Origin of the sequence: Streptococcus sp. HMSC073A12 (genome assembly GCF_001812815.1) — a bacterium.
Classification (GTDB): Bacteria; Bacillota; Bacilli; order Lactobacillales; family Streptococcaceae; genus Streptococcus; species Streptococcus vaginalis.
The window spans coordinates 79,273-93,434 of the sequence record NZ_KV810528.1; the positions used below are offsets into that span (position 1 = coordinate 79,273).

Sequence of the window (14,162 nt, forward strand, 5' to 3'; positions counted from 1 at the left end):
CAATGGCAAACGTAAAATTATTTGACCAAACTGGTAAAGAAGCTGGTGAAGTAGTTCTTAACGATGCAGTATTTGGTATTGAGCCAAATGAATCAGTTGTCTTTGACGTTGTTATCAGTCAACGTGCAAGCCTTCGTCAAGGAACTCACGCTGTTAAAAACCGCTCTGCAGTATCAGGTGGCGGACGCAAACCATGGCGTCAAAAAGGAACTGGACGTGCGCGTCAAGGTTCTATTCGCTCTCCACAATGGCGTGGTGGTGGTACCGTATTTGGTCCAACTCCTCGTTCATACGCCTACAAACTTCCACAAAAAGTTCGTAGATTGGCACTTAAATCAGTTTATTCTGAAAAAGTTGCTGAGGACAAATTCGTAGCTGTAGACAGCCTTTCATTTACAGCTCCAAAGACTGCTGAGTTTGCAAAAGTACTTGCTGCGCTTAGCCTTGATACAAAAGTACTTGTAATTCTCGAAGAAGGAAACGAATTTGCTGCACTTTCAGCTCGTAACCTTCCAAATGTGAAAGTTGCAACAGCAACAACTGCAAGTGTTCTTGATATCGTAAATAGCGACAAACTTCTTGTTACTAAAGAAGCTATCTCTACAATCGAGGAGGTTCTTGCATAATGAATTTGTATGACGTAATCAAAAAGCCTATCATCACAGAAAGCACAATGGCTCTTCTTGAAGAAGGTAAATACGTATTTGAAGTGGACACTCGTGCTCATAAACTTTTGATCAAACAAGCGGTTGAAGCTGCTTTTGACGGAGTGAAAGTTGCAAATGTGAACACAATCAATGTAAAACCAAAAGCAAAACGTATAGGGCGTTATACTGGTTTTACAAACAAAACTAAAAAAGCTATCATCACTCTTACAGCTGATTCAAAAGCAATCGAGTTGTTCGGTGCTGAAGCAGAATAATCTAAGGAGGAAATATCGTGGGAATCAGAGTTTATAAACCAACTACAAATGGTCGCCGTAATATGACTTCTTTGGATTTTGCTGAAATCACAACGAGCACTCCAGAAAAAACTTTGCTTGTTTCTTTGAACAACAAAGCTGGTCGTAACAACAACGGTCGTATCACAGTTCGTCACCAAGGTGGTGGACACAAACGCCATTACCGTTTGATTGACTTCAAACGTAACAAAGACGGTGTTGAAGCAGTTGTTAAAACAATTGAATACGATCCAAATCGTTCAGCAAACATCGCTCTTGTACATTACACTGACGGTGTGAAAGCTTACATCATCGCTCCTAAAGGCCTTGAAGTTGGTCAACGCATCGTTTCTGGACCAGAAGCGGATATTAAAGTCGGAAATGCTCTTCCACTTGCTAATATCCCAGTTGGTACATTGATTCATAATATTGAATTGAAACCAGGACATGGTGGTGAATTAGTACGTGCTGCTGGAGCTTCTGCCCAAGTATTGGGACAAGAAGGTAAATATGTTCTTGTTCGTTTGCAATCAGGCGAAGTTCGCATGATTCTTGGAACTTGCCGTGCAACTGTCGGTGTTGTTGGAAATGAACAACATGGATTGGTTAACCTTGGTAAGGCTGGACGCAGCCGCTGGAAAGGCATCCGCCCAACAGTCCGCGGTTCTGTAATGAACCCGAACGATCACCCACACGGTGGTGGTGAAGGTAAAGCACCAGTTGGTCGTAAAGCACCATCTACTCCATGGGGCAAACCTGCTCTTGGACTTAAAACTCGTAACAAGAAAGCGAAATCCGACAAACTTATTATTCGTCGTCGCAACGAGAAATAGGCGGCTGAGCAGAAGTTTGGCGGTTTAGCTGCCAAACTTCATTGCGAAACCTTGGCAAAGTTGATTAGATGTGTAGCAAGGCTGATAGCTATAGCTAACTAGCAATCAACTACTGCCCCTCGTGAGTTGTTACATACTTATAATTAGCGAGCTAACTCGCAAAATTCCGCCAGCTCGGTAGCGCTGATTGTCAGTGCAAGCCGTTGTGGTACATATTTTAAAGGAGAAAACATAAAAATGGGACGCAGTCTTAAAAAAGGACCTTTCGTCGATGAGCATTTGATGAAAAAAGTTGAAGCTCAAGCCAACGACGAAAAGAAAAAAGTCATCAAAACTTGGTCACGTCGTTCTACGATTTTCCCAAGTTTCATCGGATATACAATTGCAGTTTATGATGGACGTAAACATGTTCCTGTTTACATCCAAGAAGACATGGTAGGGCACAAACTTGGTGAATTTGCACCAACTCGTACTTACAAAGGTCACGCTGCTGACGACAAGAAGACACGTAGATAAGAGAGGAGAAAAACATGGCAGAAATTACTTCAGCTAAAGCAATGGCTCGTACAGTGCGCGTTTCACCTCGTAAATCTCGTCTAGTTCTTGACAATATCCGCGGGAAAGACGTCGCTGACGCAATCGCAATCTTGAAATTCACACCAAACAAAGCTGCTGGCATTATCGAAAAAGTGTTGAATTCAGCAATCGCTAATGCAGAAAACAACTTTGGCTTGGAAAAAGCAAACTTGGTAGTATCTGAAGCTTACGCAAACGAAGGACCAACAATGAAACGTTTCCGTCCACGTGCAAAAGGTTCAGCTTCACCAATCAACAAACGCACTAGCCACATCACAGTGGTCGTTGCAGAAAAATAAGGAGGTAAAATCGTGGGTCAAAAAGTACATCCAATAGGTATGCGTGTCGGTATCATCCGTGACTGGGATGCCAAATGGTATGCTGAAAAAGAATACGCGGATTACCTTCATGAAGATCTTGCAATCCGTAAATTCGTTCAAAAAGAATTAGCTGACGCAGCTGTTTCAACTATTGAAATCGAACGCGCAGTAAATAAAGTAAACGTTTCTCTTCACACTGCTAAACCAGGTATGGTTATCGGTAAAGGTGGAGCAAACGTTGATGCACTTCGTGCAAAACTTAACAAATTGACTGGTAAACAAGTCCACATCAACATCATTGAAATCAAATCACCAGATTTGGATGCTCATCTTGTTGGTGAAGGAATTGCTCGCCAATTAGAACAACGTGTTGCTTTCCGTCGTGCTCAAAAACAAGCAATCCAACGTACCATGCGTGCGGGAGCTAAAGGAATTAAAACTCAAGTATCTGGCCGCTTGAACGGTGCTGATATCGCTCGTAGTGAAGGGTATTCTGAAGGGACTGTTCCGCTTCATACGCTTCGTGCAGATATTGATTACGCTTGGGAAGAAGCAGATACTACTTACGGTAAACTTGGTGTTAAAGTATGGATTTACCGCGGAGAAGTTCTTCCAGCTCGTAAAAACACTAAAGGAGGTAAATAACCAATGTTAGTACCTAAACGTGTTAAACACCGCCGCGAATTTCGTGGTAAAATGCGCGGTGAAGCTAAAGGTGGTAAGGAAGTGGCATTTGGAGAATATGGCCTTCAAGCAACTACTAGCCATTGGATCACAAACCGCCAAATTGAAGCTGCTCGTATCGCTATGACGCGTTACATGAAACGTGGTGGTAAAGTTTGGATTAAAATCTTCCCACACAAATCATACACTGCCAAAGCTATCGGGGTTCGTATGGGATCTGGGAAAGGTGCTCCAGAAGGTTGGGTTGCACCAGTTAAACGTGGTAAAGTGATGTTTGAAATCGCTGGTGTGCCTGAGGAAGTTGCTCGCGAAGCGCTTCGTCTTGCAAGCCACAAATTACCGGTTAAAACAAAATTCGTGAAACGTGAAGCAGAATAAGGAGAAGGCATGAAACTTAATGAAGTAAAAGAATTTGTTAAAGAACTTCGTGGTCTTTCTCAAGAAGAACTCGCGAAGCGTGAAAGAGAATTGAAGAAAGAATTGTTTGATCTTCGTTTCCAAGCAGCAACGGGTCAATTAGAACAAACTGCACGCTTGAAAGAAGTGAAAAAGCAAATCGCTCGTATCAAAACTGTTCAATCAGAAATGAAATAATAGACTTGGGAAAGGAGAAATTCTAAAATGGAACGTAATCAACGTAAAACGCTTGTTGGACGCGTCGTTTCTGACAAGATGGATAAAACAATCACAGTTGTAGTTGAAACAAAACGTAACCACCCAGTCTATGGTAAGCGTATTAACTACTCTAAAAAATACAAAGCGCATGATGAAAATAACATCGCTAAAGAAGGCGATATTGTTCGTATCATGGAAACTCGTCCGCTTTCAGCTACAAAACGCTTCCGTCTTGTAGAAGTTGTAGAAGAAGCAGTTATCATCTAATCAAACCAGAAAGGAGAAAACTTAAATGATTCAAACAGAAACTCGTTTGAAAGTTGCTGACAACAGCGGTGCCCGCGAAATCTTGACAATCAAAGTTCTTGGTGGTTCAAAGCGTAAATTCGCTAGCATTGGCGATGTCATCGTTGCATCTGTAAAACAAGCTACTCCTGGTGGTGCGGTTAAAAAAGGTGACGTTGTAAAAGCGGTTATCGTTCGTACTAAATCAGGTGCTCGTCGCAAAGATGGTTCATACATCAAATTTGACGAAAATGCTGCAGTGATTATCCGTGATGATAAAACACCTCGCGGGACACGTATCTTTGGTCCAGTTGCACGCGAATTGCGTGAAGGTGGATTTATGAAGATCGTCTCACTTGCTCCAGAAGTACTTTAATCAAAAACAAACTAAGTCCCCTATCTTTGATAGATAGGGTGCCCGTCAGGGCGTAAGAAATCAAAGGAGAAACCAATGTTTGTAAAAACTGGCGACAAAGTTCGCGTGATTGCTGGTAAAGACAAAGGTGTTGAAGCCAAAGTCGTTGCCGCACTTCCAAAAGTAAATAAAGTTGTTGTTGAAGGTGTGAACATCATCAAGAAACACCAAAAACCGAATAACGAAAATCCTCAAGGTGCTATCGTGGAAAAAGAAGCACCAATCCATGTGTCTAATGTTCAAGTGTTGGACAAAAATGGTGTTGCAGGACGTGTTGGCTACAAGTTTGTAGACGGCAAAAAAGTTCGTTACAATAAAAAATCAGGCGAAGTGCTTGACTAATCACGAAGGAAAGGAGAAGTATAATGGCTAATCGTTTAAAAGAAAAATATCTTAATGAAGTAGTTCCTGCTTTGACTGAAAAGTTTAACTACTCATCTGTTATGGCTGTGCCAAAAGTGGATAAAATCGTTTTGAACATGGGTGTTGGAGATGCTGTATCAAATGCTAAAAATCTTGAAAAAGCTGCTGAAGAACTTGCTCTTATCTCAGGTCAAAAACCACTTATCACTAAAGCTAAAAAATCTATCGCCGGCTTCCGTCTTCGTGAAGGTGTAGCGATTGGTGCTAAGGTAACTCTTCGCGGTGAACGCATGTATGAATTCTTGGATAAATTGGTTACTGTATCACTTCCACGTGTTCGTGACTTCCACGGTGTTCCAACAAAATCATTTGATGGACGCGGGAACTACACACTTGGTGTGAAAGAACAATTGATTTTCCCAGAAATCAACTTTGATGATGTCGACAAGACTCGCGGTCTTGACATTGTTATTGTAACAACTGCTAACACGGATGAAGAATCACGTGAATTGCTTACAGGCCTTGGAATGCCTTTTGCAAAATAATCTAGGAGGTAAATAAATTGGCTAAAAAATCAATGATTGCTAAGAACAAACGCCCTGCGAAGTTCTCTACGCAAGCTTACACTCGTTGCGAACGTTGTGGTCGTCCACATTCAGTTTACCGCAAGTTTAAACTTTGCCGTGTTTGCTTCCGCGAGTTAGCATACAAAGGACAAATTCCAGGCGTTACCAAAGCTTCTTGGTAATTTAAGATGTGAGAGCGTTAAGAAAACGCAATGAAAATAGGAAGTTTGGTGTAGGAGCGATGCTCCAAGGCAAACTTATCTTTTTCACCAAGTTCTTAGCTTGAACTCAATTAAAACATGATACAAAAGGCGTAACGAGCCCAGCAAAAATAGGGGATTTCGCTCAGGAGCGATGCTCCTAGAGAAATCTATCTATTTTGCACAGCTTGTAGTCCGTGTTCTAATCAGCAAGTCTGTTTAGAGTGTATCCATCAAACTGAGCCTAGCTCAATCATTAACTAGCAAGTGAATTATCAAACTACTAGTAAGAGGAGAAAAACAAAATGGTTATGACTGACCCAATTGCAGACTTTTTGACACGTATTCGTAATGCGAATCAAGCAAAACATGAAGTGCTAGAAGTACCTGCATCAAATATCAAAAAAGGGATTGCTGAAATTCTTAAACACGAAGGTTTTGTGAAGAACGTTGAGTACATTGAAGATGATAAACAAGGTGTTATTCGTGTATTCCTTAAATACGGTCAAAACGGTGAAAAAGTTATCACTGGTTTGAAACGTGTTTCAACACCAGGACTTCGTGTTTACAAAAAATGTGAAGATCTTCCAAAAGTCTTGAATGGACTTGGAATTGCGATTATCTCAACATCTGAAGGCTTGTTGACTGACAAAGAAGCACGCCAAAAGAATGTTGGTGGGGAAGTAATCGCCTACGTTTGGTAATTGCATGATACAAAGAGCGTGACGGACAAAGTGAAAATAGGAAATCTAGCGATGAATGCCCGCATTCAAGATAGATTTATCTTTTTCACACAGGCCGTAGCTCGTGTTCAAATTGGCAAAACTAATTTGAATGATGTATTTGAATAAAACGTTAGAACTATCGTACAAACTACTATGATAGTTCCCCCGTGAAAACTAGTCGTTCTGCGGCTTGACAATCTAACAGGAGAAAACAAAAAATGTCACGTATTGGTAATAAAGTTATTGCATTGCCTGCTGGTGTCGAATTGACAAACAAAGACAATGTCGTAACTGTAAAAGGACCTAAAGGAGAACTCACTCGTACGTTCTCTAAAGATATTGATATTCGTGTGGAAGGAACTGAAGTAACTCTTCACCGTCCAAACGATACAAAAGAAATGAAAACAATCCACGGAACAACTCGTGCTCTTTTGAACAACATGGTTCATGGTGTATCAGAAGGATTCAAGAAAGAACTTGAAATGCGTGGGGTTGGATACCGTGCTCAACTTCAAGGAAAAAAATTGGTACTTTCAGTTGGTAAATCTCATCCAGATGAAGTGGAAGCTCCTAAAGGTATTACTTTTGAACTTCCAAATCCAACGACTATTGTTGTGAACGGAATCTCAAAAGAAGTAGTTGGACAAACTGCTGCTTATATCCGTAGCTTGCGTGCTCCTGAACCATATAAAGGGAAAGGTATCCGCTACGTTGGTGAATTCGTCCGCCGTAAAGAAGGTAAAACTGGTAAATAATATTATAAGGTTGTTTTTTAACCAAAATATTTATTTCCAACTTTGTGCTTAGGCACGAAATAAAATTAAGAGGTGAAAATTGTGATTTCGAAACCAGATAAAAATAAAGTCCGCCAAAAACGCCACCGTCGCGTTCGCGGAAAACTCTCTGGAACTGCTGATCGCCCACGTTTGAACGTATTCCGTTCTAATACAGGCATCTACGCTCAAGTAATTGATGACGTAGCGGGTGTAACGCTCGCAAGCGCTTCAACTCTTGACAAAGAAGTTTCAAAAGGAACTAAAACTGAACAAGCCGTTGTTGTCGGCAAACTTGTTGCTGAACGTGCAGTTGCTAAAGGTATTACTGAAGTGGTGTTTGACCGCGGTGGATATCTATATCACGGACGTGTAAAAGCTTTGGCTGATGCAGCTCGTGAAAACGGATTGAAATTCTAATAGGGAGGACACTAAAAAATGGCATTTAAAGACAATGCAGTTGAACTTGAAGAACGCGTAGTTGCGATTAACCGTGTTACAAAAGTTGTTAAAGGTGGACGTCGTCTTCGTTTTGCGGCTCTTGTAGTTGTTGGTGACCGTAATGGTCGTGTTGGTTTTGGTACTGGTAAAGCTCAAGAAGTACCAGAAGCAATTCGCAAAGCCGTTGAAGATGCAAAGAAAAACCTAATTGAAGTACCAATGGTTGGCACAACAATTCCTCATGAAGTAACATCTGAATTTGGTGGAGCTCGTGTCTTGTTGAAACCAGCTGTAGAAGGTGCTGGAGTGGCTGCTGGTGGTGCTGTTCGTGCCGTCATCGAATTGGCAGGTGTAGCAGATGTAACATCTAAATCACTTGGTTCTAACACTCCAATCAACATCGTTCGCGCAACTGTTGAAGGTTTGAAACAATTAAAACGCGCTGAAGAAGTTGCTGCCCTTCGTGGTATTTCAGTTTCTGACTTAGCATAAGAAAGGAGATTCACATGGCTCAAATTAAAATTACTTTGACAAAGTCTCCAATCGGACGCATTCCGTCACAACGTAAAACTGTTGTAGCACTTGGACTTGGCAAATTAAATAGCTCAGTTATCAAAGAAGATAATGCTGCTGTTCGTGGTATGATTACAGCAGTATCACACTTGGTAACTGTTGAAGAAGTTAAGTAAGTAATCATTTTGCTAACAAAACTTTAAATTGAAATAAACTAGGGGATGAGAGGATTTTCTCAGCCCCTTAAACTAAATATATGTATAGGCGAGTTTATCCTGAGGACACCTTTTTCTCAGTATAAGCGCTAGCATTTTACAAAAGAGGAGAAAAAATATAATGAAACTTCATGAATTACAACCTGCTACAGGTTCTCGTAAAGTCCGTAACCGTGTTGGTCGTGGTACTTCATCTGGTAATGGTAAAACAGCTGGACGTGGTCAAAAAGGTCAAAAAGCTCGTAGTGGTGGTAAAGTTCGTCTTGGTTTTGAAGGTGGACAAACACCATTGTTCCGTCGCATGCCAAAACGTGGTTTCTTGAACATCAATCGTAAAGAATATGCAATTGTAAATCTTGATCAATTGAATGTTTTTGAAGACGGGGCAGAAGTAACTCCAGTTGTCCTTATCGAAGCAGGGATTGTAAAAGCTGAAAAATCTGGTGTTAAGATTCTTGGTAACGGCGAATTGACAAAGAAATTGACTGTGAAAGCAGCTAAATTCTCTAAATCAGCCGAAGAAGCTATCACTGCTAAAGGTGGTTCAGTGGAAGTCATCTAAGCGAGGTGACCTATGTTTTTTAAACTATTAAAAGATGCATTAAAAATCAAACAGGTTCGTTCAAAAATTCTCTTTACAATTTTTATTGTATTAGTATTTCGAATTGGTACGACGATTACTGTTCCAGGTGTTAATGCAAAAAGCTTGGAAGCTCTTAACGGGCTTTCATTTCTAAACATGCTCAGCCTTGTGTCAGGTAATGCTTTGCGAAATTTCTCAGTATTTGCATTGGGAGTTAGTCCGTATATTACCGCCTCTATTGTTGTTCAATTGCTACAAATGGATATTTTACCTAAGTTTGTAGAATGGGGCAAGCAAGGTGAAGTTGGACGAAGAAAGTTAAATCAAGCAACGCGCTATATTGCCTTAGTCTTGGCGTTTGTTCAATCTATCGGTATTACAGCAGGTTTCCATACCTTGTCTAGTGCTAAGTTGGTGGCAACGCCTAACTGGCAAACTTATTTGCTGATTGGTTTTCTGTTAACGACGGGTTCTATGATTGTGACTTGGTTAGGGGAACAAATTACAGATAAAGGCTATGGTAACGGTGTTTCTATGATTATCTTTGCAGGTATCGTAGCAGCAATTCCAGGAATGATTAAGAGTATATATGTAGACTACTTTGTCAATGTACCAAGCAGCCGTATTACTTCATCTATCATTTTTGTTACTATTCTGATTATAGCTGTTTTACTCATTGTTTACTTTACAACCTTCGTTCAACAAGCAGAATACAAAATTCCAATCCAGTATACAAAGATTGCGCAAGGTGCGCCTTCTAGCTCATACCTTCCTTTGAAGGTCAATCCGGCGGGTGTTATTCCGGTTATCTTTGCAAGTTCGATTACTGCCGCACCTGCAGCTATTTTCCAATTTTTGACAGCTACAGGTCATAATGCACAATGGGTTCGAGTGGCCCAGTCCTTGTTTGCAACAACAACCGCAAGCGGAATTGTGATGTACGCACTCTTGATTATTTTGTTTACATTTTTCTATACATTTGTACAAATCAATCCAGAGAAAACTGCAGAGAATTTGCAAAAGAGCGGTGCCTATATTCATGGTGTACGTCCTGGTAAAGGAACAGAAGAATATATGTCTAAGTTGCTTCGTCGCTTAGCAACAGTTGGTTCACTTTTCTTAGGCTTTATTTCGATTTTACCGATTTTAGCAAAAGATTTGTTTGGATTGACAGATGCTGTTGCTTTAGGTGGTACTAGTTTGCTGATTATTATTGCAACTGGTATTGAAGGAATGAAACAGCTTGAAGGCTACCTTCTGAAGAGAAAATATACTGGCTTTATGAATACAACAGAATAGAAACAGAGTAAAGAAAGATATTCTATACTTTAAAAGCAATTTGCGTTAAAGTACGAACGCAGTGGTTGATGATGAAAATGAGTTTTTGTTTTCATCCTGAATCAACTATGTTGCGGGGTGGGAGAGCAAATCGAAAATCATAGATTTTCTGAAGTCTGTCCCACTCTTTCTATTTTGTTTTTAAACAAGTTTATTAAGAATTTGTAATAGATTTATTTAAAAACAAAAAAGGAGAAGGATCATGAATCTTTTGATTATGGGCTTGCCAGGTGCAGGCAAGGGGACTCAAGCGGCCAAAATCGTTGAGGAATTTGGTGTTGCGCATATCTCAACAGGGGATATGTTCCGTGCAGCCATGGCCAACCAAACTGAAATGGGGGTACTTGCGAAATCATATATTGACAAAGGTGAATTAGTGCCAGATGAAGTGACTAATGGGATTGTCAAAGAACGTTTAGCACAAGATGATATTAAAGAAAAAGGCTTTTTATTAGATGGCTACCCACGCACCATTGATCAAGCTCATGCACTGGATCAGATACTTGCTGAACTTGGGCTTACTTTAGACGGGGTTGTTAATATCGAAGTGGATCCTAACAGCTTGCTAGAGCGCTTGAGCGGACGGATTATTCACAAAAAAACGGGAGAAACCTTCCATAAAGTCTTCAATCCACCAGCAGATTATAATGAAGAGGATTATTATCAACGTGAGGATGACAAGCCAGAAACCGTGAAACGCCGTTTAGATGTCAATATCGCTCAAGGAGCACCAATTATTGAGCATTATCGTTCTCAAAATTTGGTTTATGATATTCAAGGAAATCAAGAGATTGATGATGTATTTAAAGATATTGAAAAAGTCTTGTTAAAGTTAAAATAAAAGCGTTTTTTACACTTGCAATATTTGACAAGTAGTGATACAATGAATTAGTCTGACTTATAATTGTTACCTCTGTGTTCAGAGGAATGAATCGAAATTTAGGGGGTGCTTTTGCGTGGCAAAAGACGATGTGATTGAAGTTGAAGGCAAAGTAGTTGATACAATGCCGAATGCAATGTTTACGGTTGAACTTGAAAATGGACATCAGATTTTAGCAACAGTTTCTGGTAAAATTCGTAAAAACTATATTCGTATTTTAGCGGGAGACCGTGTTACTGTCGAGATGAGTCCTTATGATTTGACACGTGGACGGATCACTTACCGCTTTAAATAATCGAAATACTTGGAGGGATAAGAAATGAAAGTAAGACCATCGGTCAAACCAATTTGCGAATACTGCAAAGTTATTCGTCGTAATGGTCGTGTTATGGTGATTTGCCCAGCAAATCCAAAACACAAACAACGTCAAGGATAATAGAAAGGAGAAAAAATGGCTCGTATTGCTGGAGTTGATATTCCAAATGACAAACGTGTAGTTGTTTCACTGACTTATGTATACGGTATTGGTCTTCCAACATCTAAGAAAATTTTAGCAGCTGCTGGAGTTTCAGAGGATATTCGTGTGAAAGATTTAACATCTGATCAAGAAGACGCTATCCGTCGTGAAGTGGATGCTATCAAAGTTGAAGGTGACCTTCGTCGTGAAGTAAACTTAAACATCAAACGTTTGATGGAAATTGGTTCATATCGCGGAATCCGTCATCGTCGTGGACTTCCTGTACGTGGACAAAACACAAAGAACAACGCTCGCACTCGTAAAGGTAAAGCTGTTGCGATTGCTGGTAAGAAAAAATAATATAAGGAGGTAAAAAGTCTTGGCTAAACCAACACGTAAACGTCGTGTGAAGAAAAATATCGAATCTGGTATTGCTCATATTCACGCTACATTTAACAACACTATTGTTATGATTACTGATGTGCATGGTAACGCAATTGCTTGGTCATCTGCCGGAGCTCTTGGATTTAAAGGTTCTCGTAAATCTACACCATTTGCTGCCCAAATGGCATCTGAAGCTGCTGCAAAGTCTGCACAAGAACACGGTCTTAAATCAGTTGAAGTTACTGTTAAAGGTCCAGGTTCTGGTCGTGAGTCAGCTATTCGTGCTCTTGCTGCCGCTGGTCTTGAAGTAACAGCTATTCGTGATGTGACTCCTGTGCCACACAATGGTGCTCGTCCTCCAAAACGTCGCCGTGTATAATCATAAACCATTACACTGCTTTTCGTTTAAGAGGGAGTAACTAAATGATTGAGTTTGAAAAACCAAATATAACAAAAATTGATGAAAAGAAAGACTATGGCATATTTGTAGTAGAACCACTAGAACGTGGTTATGGTACAACGCTTGGGAACTCACTTCGCCGTGTACTTCTTGCATCTCTACCGGGTGCTGCTGTGACATCTATCAATATTGAAGGTGTATTGCACGAATTCGATACAGTTCCAGGTGTCCGTGAAGATGTGATGCAAATCATTCTGAACGTCAAAGGGATTGCTGTAAAATCTTACGTCGAAGACGAAAAGACAATTGAACTGGATGTTGAAGGTCCTGCAGAAATTACTGCCGGTGATATTTTGACGGATAGTGATATTGAAATTGTAAATCCTGATCATTATCTCTTTACAATTGGTGAAGGTGCTAGCTTAAAAGCTATTATGACCGTAAATACAGGTCGTGGTTATGTACCGGCTGATGAAAACAAAAAAGATGATGCACCAGTAGGGACGCTTGCGGTAGATTCAATCTATACGCCGGTGAAAAAAGTTAATTATCAAGTTGAACCAGCTCGCGTTGGTAGCAATGATGGTTTTGATAAATTAACTCTTGAAATCATGACAGACGGGACGATTATTCCAGAAGATGCCCTAGGGCTTTCTGCGCACATTTTAACGGAACATTTAGACCTGTTTACTAACTTAACTGAAGTAGCAAAATCTACTGATGTGATGAGAGAAACAGAAAAAGTTTCAGATGATCGTGTGTTGGATCGTACAATTGAAGAATTAGATTTGTCAGTTCGTTCGTACAACTGTTTGAAACGTGCTGGTATCAATACTGTATTTGATTTGACAGAAAAAACTGAACCTGAAATGATGAAAGTAAGAAATCTAGGACGTAAGAGTCTTGAAGAAGTGAAAGTAAAACTTGCTGATCTCGGTCTTGGATTAAAAAACGATAAATAAAGGAGGAAAACATGGCTTACCGTAAACTAGGACGCACTAGCTCACAACGTAAAGCAATGCTTCGCGACTTGACCACTGACTTGATTATCAACGAATCAATTGTGACAACAGAAGCTCGTGCTAAAGAAATCCGTAAAACAGTTGAAAAAATGATTACTTTGGGTAAACGTGGTGATTTGCATGCTCGTCGTCAAGCAGCAGCTTTTGTTCGTAACGAAATTGCCTCAGAAAACTATGATGAAGAAACAGAAAAGTATACTTCAACTACTGCTCTTCAAAAATTATTCTCTGATTTAGCTCCTCGTTATGCAGAACGTAACGGTGGATATACTCGTATCCTTAAAACTGAACCACGTCGTGGTGATGCTGCTCCAATGGCAATCATTGAATTAGTATAATTTTTATCAATTTTGTTGAGTGTTATGATGATGGAGTAATGTTACTCTTAGTCTAGCTCTGGTCTACCGCTAGGATTTTTCCTAGCGGGAACACTCATCTTATGATAAGAAACGTAGACGCTTGTTTACGAAATTGCTTTTACAAAAAAACAATTTCGTAAGCAGGCGTTTTTTAGAATTTCATAATCGATGCTTCACTACAGAATTTACAGAATTATAATGCTGAATTTATCATGAAAACTCCCAAACAGACATCTGTTAATTTTAACTTTATCCGCTGAAAAGAATGTAAAAGT

Annotated in this window: 27 protein-coding genes; all 27 read left to right on the top strand. The window is 40.1% G+C overall.

Translation table 11 applies throughout. The features are described 5' to 3' along the window. Positions 1–2 precede the first annotated feature (2 nt). The 27 genes from rplD to rplQ all read left to right on the top strand — a co-directional run bounded on the left by rplD (position 3) and on the right by rplQ (position 13,866). Positions 3–626 carry a 50S ribosomal protein L4 gene (gene rplD, locus HMPREF2876_RS02725; protein ID WP_003026556.1) on the top strand — a complete coding sequence of 208 codons (624 nt, stop codon included), beginning with the start codon at positions 3–5 and terminating at the stop codon, positions 624–626. Next, a complete protein-coding gene (locus HMPREF2876_RS02730) occupies positions 626–922 on the top strand; it encodes a 50S ribosomal protein L23 (RefSeq protein WP_024053188.1) in 297 nt (98 codons plus the stop codon). The genes rplD and HMPREF2876_RS02730 overlap by 1 nt, the downstream gene beginning before the upstream one ends. Before the next feature lie 17 nt (positions 923–939). Then, positions 940–1,773 carry a 50S ribosomal protein L2 gene (gene rplB / locus HMPREF2876_RS02735; protein ID WP_003026553.1) on the top strand — a complete coding sequence of 278 codons (834 nt, stop codon included), beginning with the start codon at positions 940–942 and terminating at the stop codon, positions 1,771–1,773. Between the two features lie 237 nt (positions 1,774–2,010). Next, positions 2,011–2,289 carry a 30S ribosomal protein S19 gene (gene rpsS / locus HMPREF2876_RS02740; protein WP_000533765.1) on the top strand — a complete coding sequence of 93 codons (279 nt, stop codon included), beginning with the start codon at positions 2,011–2,013 and terminating at the stop codon, positions 2,287–2,289. A 14-nt stretch (positions 2,290–2,303) separates the two neighbouring features. Next, positions 2,304–2,648 (top strand): 50S ribosomal protein L22, encoded by a 345-nt coding sequence (rplV, locus tag HMPREF2876_RS02745; protein WP_003026550.1) that lies wholly within the window; start codon positions 2,304–2,306, stop codon positions 2,646–2,648. Between the two features lie 12 nt (positions 2,649–2,660). Then, positions 2,661–3,314 (top strand): 30S ribosomal protein S3, encoded by a 654-nt coding sequence (rpsC, locus tag HMPREF2876_RS02750; protein WP_021002172.1) that lies wholly within the window; start codon positions 2,661–2,663, stop codon positions 3,312–3,314. Between the two features lie 3 nt (positions 3,315–3,317). Next, positions 3,318–3,731 (top strand): 50S ribosomal protein L16, encoded by a 414-nt coding sequence (gene rplP, locus HMPREF2876_RS02755; RefSeq protein ID WP_003029477.1) that lies wholly within the window; start codon positions 3,318–3,320, stop codon positions 3,729–3,731. A gap of 9 nt (positions 3,732–3,740) precedes the next feature. Next, entirely contained in the window at positions 3,741–3,947 is a 207-nt protein-coding gene (gene rpmC / locus HMPREF2876_RS02760) for a 50S ribosomal protein L29 (protein ID WP_003029476.1), read from the top strand. 27 nt (positions 3,948–3,974) lie between these two features. After that, on the top strand, positions 3,975–4,235 hold the full coding sequence (gene rpsQ, locus HMPREF2876_RS02765; protein WP_003026542.1) for a 30S ribosomal protein S17: 261 nt from the start codon (positions 3,975–3,977) through the stop codon (positions 4,233–4,235). Positions 4,236–4,260: 25 nt separating this feature from the next. Continuing rightward, complete coding sequence (rplN, locus tag HMPREF2876_RS02770) at positions 4,261–4,629, top strand: 50S ribosomal protein L14 (protein ID WP_003026541.1); 369 nt, start codon at positions 4,261–4,263, stop codon at positions 4,627–4,629. A gap of 75 nt (positions 4,630–4,704) precedes the next feature. After that, positions 4,705–5,010: a 50S ribosomal protein L24 gene (rplX, locus tag HMPREF2876_RS02775; RefSeq protein WP_003026539.1), complete on the top strand. Its 306-nt coding sequence runs from the start codon at positions 4,705–4,707 to the stop codon at positions 5,008–5,010. A 23-nt stretch (positions 5,011–5,033) separates the two neighbouring features. Next, complete coding sequence (gene rplE / locus HMPREF2876_RS02780; protein WP_003026536.1) at positions 5,034–5,576, top strand: 50S ribosomal protein L5; 543 nt, start codon at positions 5,034–5,036, stop codon at positions 5,574–5,576. A gap of 17 nt (positions 5,577–5,593) precedes the next feature. After that, entirely contained in the window at positions 5,594–5,779 is a 186-nt protein-coding gene (locus HMPREF2876_RS02785; RefSeq protein WP_001085699.1) for a type Z 30S ribosomal protein S14, read from the top strand. Between the two features lie 323 nt (positions 5,780–6,102). Continuing rightward, complete coding sequence (gene rpsH / locus HMPREF2876_RS02790) at positions 6,103–6,501, top strand: 30S ribosomal protein S8 (RefSeq protein WP_022526031.1); 399 nt, start codon at positions 6,103–6,105, stop codon at positions 6,499–6,501. A 239-nt stretch (positions 6,502–6,740) separates the two neighbouring features. After that, positions 6,741–7,277, top strand: coding sequence for a 50S ribosomal protein L6 (gene rplF, locus HMPREF2876_RS02795; protein ID WP_022526030.1), 537 nt, complete (start codon positions 6,741–6,743; stop codon positions 7,275–7,277). A gap of 81 nt (positions 7,278–7,358) precedes the next feature. Further along, a complete protein-coding gene (gene rplR / locus HMPREF2876_RS02800) occupies positions 7,359–7,715 on the top strand; it encodes a 50S ribosomal protein L18 (protein WP_003026531.1) in 357 nt (118 codons plus the stop codon). Positions 7,716–7,733: 18 nt separating this feature from the next. Then, positions 7,734–8,228 (top strand): 30S ribosomal protein S5, encoded by a 495-nt coding sequence (gene rpsE / locus HMPREF2876_RS02805; RefSeq protein WP_003029472.1) that lies wholly within the window; start codon positions 7,734–7,736, stop codon positions 8,226–8,228. A 14-nt stretch (positions 8,229–8,242) separates the two neighbouring features. After that, complete coding sequence (rpmD, locus tag HMPREF2876_RS02810; RefSeq protein WP_003029471.1) at positions 8,243–8,425, top strand: 50S ribosomal protein L30; 183 nt, start codon at positions 8,243–8,245, stop codon at positions 8,423–8,425. Positions 8,426–8,585: 160 nt separating this feature from the next. Next, on the top strand, positions 8,586–9,026 hold the full coding sequence (rplO, locus tag HMPREF2876_RS02815; RefSeq protein WP_003026525.1) for a 50S ribosomal protein L15: 441 nt from the start codon (positions 8,586–8,588) through the stop codon (positions 9,024–9,026). A 12-nt stretch (positions 9,027–9,038) separates the two neighbouring features. Further along, on the top strand, positions 9,039–10,346 hold the full coding sequence (secY, locus tag HMPREF2876_RS02820) for a preprotein translocase subunit SecY (RefSeq protein WP_003026523.1): 1,308 nt from the start codon (positions 9,039–9,041) through the stop codon (positions 10,344–10,346). A gap of 241 nt (positions 10,347–10,587) precedes the next feature. After that, entirely contained in the window at positions 10,588–11,226 is a 639-nt protein-coding gene (locus HMPREF2876_RS02825; protein WP_003031144.1) for an adenylate kinase, read from the top strand. 115 nt (positions 11,227–11,341) lie between these two features. Beyond that, positions 11,342–11,560, top strand: coding sequence for a translation initiation factor IF-1 (gene infA, locus HMPREF2876_RS02830; protein ID WP_001029883.1), 219 nt, complete (start codon positions 11,342–11,344; stop codon positions 11,558–11,560). A gap of 24 nt (positions 11,561–11,584) precedes the next feature. Then, the gene (rpmJ, locus tag HMPREF2876_RS10115; protein ID WP_001808836.1) at positions 11,585–11,701 is read left to right on the top strand and encodes a 50S ribosomal protein L36; all 117 of its coding nucleotides are present in this window, start codon (positions 11,585–11,587) and stop codon (positions 11,699–11,701) included. Between the two features lie 15 nt (positions 11,702–11,716). Continuing rightward, a complete protein-coding gene (gene rpsM, locus HMPREF2876_RS02835; protein ID WP_002262317.1) occupies positions 11,717–12,082 on the top strand; it encodes a 30S ribosomal protein S13 in 366 nt (121 codons plus the stop codon). A gap of 19 nt (positions 12,083–12,101) precedes the next feature. Next, positions 12,102–12,485, top strand: coding sequence for a 30S ribosomal protein S11 (gene rpsK, locus HMPREF2876_RS02840; RefSeq protein ID WP_001118385.1), 384 nt, complete (start codon positions 12,102–12,104; stop codon positions 12,483–12,485). A gap of 44 nt (positions 12,486–12,529) precedes the next feature. Continuing rightward, a complete protein-coding gene (locus HMPREF2876_RS02845; RefSeq protein WP_024053187.1) occupies positions 12,530–13,468 on the top strand; it encodes a DNA-directed RNA polymerase subunit alpha in 939 nt (312 codons plus the stop codon). An 11-nt stretch (positions 13,469–13,479) separates the two neighbouring features. Beyond that, a complete protein-coding gene (gene rplQ / locus HMPREF2876_RS02850; RefSeq protein ID WP_003026513.1) occupies positions 13,480–13,866 on the top strand; it encodes a 50S ribosomal protein L17 in 387 nt (128 codons plus the stop codon). The last annotated feature ends 296 nt before the right edge of the window (positions 13,867–14,162 follow it).

Bases quoted from the DNA above. Each gene is read 5' to 3' on its own strand.
- rplO (WP_003026525.1), top strand. From the start codon at position 8,586: ATGAAACTTCATGAATTACAACCTGCTACAGGTTCTCGTAAAGTCCGT.
- rpmD (WP_003029471.1), top strand. From the start codon at position 8,243: ATGGCTCAAATTAAAATTACTTTGACAAAGTCTCCAATCGGACGCATT.
- rplV (WP_003026550.1), top strand. From the start codon at position 2,304: ATGGCAGAAATTACTTCAGCTAAAGCAATGGCTCGTACAGTGCGCGTT.
- rpsQ (WP_003026542.1), top strand. From the start codon at position 3,975: ATGGAACGTAATCAACGTAAAACGCTTGTTGGACGCGTCGTTTCTGAC.
- rpmC (WP_003029476.1), top strand. From the start codon at position 3,741: ATGAAACTTAATGAAGTAAAAGAATTTGTTAAAGAACTTCGTGGTCTT.
- HMPREF2876_RS02845 (WP_024053187.1), top strand. From the start codon at position 12,530: ATGATTGAGTTTGAAAAACCAAATATAACAAAAATTGATGAAAAGAAA.
- rpsM (WP_002262317.1), top strand. From the start codon at position 11,717: ATGGCTCGTATTGCTGGAGTTGATATTCCAAATGACAAACGTGTAGTT.
- rpsS (WP_000533765.1), top strand. From the start codon at position 2,011: ATGGGACGCAGTCTTAAAAAAGGACCTTTCGTCGATGAGCATTTGATG.
- rpsH (WP_022526031.1), top strand. From the start codon at position 6,103: ATGGTTATGACTGACCCAATTGCAGACTTTTTGACACGTATTCGTAAT.
- rplD (WP_003026556.1), top strand. From the start codon at position 3: ATGGCAAACGTAAAATTATTTGACCAAACTGGTAAAGAAGCTGGTGAA.
- rplF (WP_022526030.1), top strand. From the start codon at position 6,741: ATGTCACGTATTGGTAATAAAGTTATTGCATTGCCTGCTGGTGTCGAA.
- rplN (WP_003026541.1), top strand. From the start codon at position 4,261: ATGATTCAAACAGAAACTCGTTTGAAAGTTGCTGACAACAGCGGTGCC.
- rpsE (WP_003029472.1), top strand. From the start codon at position 7,734: ATGGCATTTAAAGACAATGCAGTTGAACTTGAAGAACGCGTAGTTGCG.
- rplP (WP_003029477.1), top strand. From the start codon at position 3,318: ATGTTAGTACCTAAACGTGTTAAACACCGCCGCGAATTTCGTGGTAAA.
- rplE (WP_003026536.1), top strand. From the start codon at position 5,034: ATGGCTAATCGTTTAAAAGAAAAATATCTTAATGAAGTAGTTCCTGCT.
- secY (WP_003026523.1), top strand. From the start codon at position 9,039: ATGTTTTTTAAACTATTAAAAGATGCATTAAAAATCAAACAGGTTCGT.
- HMPREF2876_RS02825 (WP_003031144.1), top strand. From the start codon at position 10,588: ATGAATCTTTTGATTATGGGCTTGCCAGGTGCAGGCAAGGGGACTCAA.
- rplX (WP_003026539.1), top strand. From the start codon at position 4,705: ATGTTTGTAAAAACTGGCGACAAAGTTCGCGTGATTGCTGGTAAAGAC.
- HMPREF2876_RS02730 (WP_024053188.1), top strand. From the start codon at position 626: ATGAATTTGTATGACGTAATCAAAAAGCCTATCATCACAGAAAGCACA.
- rplQ (WP_003026513.1), top strand. From the start codon at position 13,480: ATGGCTTACCGTAAACTAGGACGCACTAGCTCACAACGTAAAGCAATG.
- rpmJ (WP_001808836.1), top strand. From the start codon at position 11,585: ATGAAAGTAAGACCATCGGTCAAACCAATTTGCGAATACTGCAAAGTT.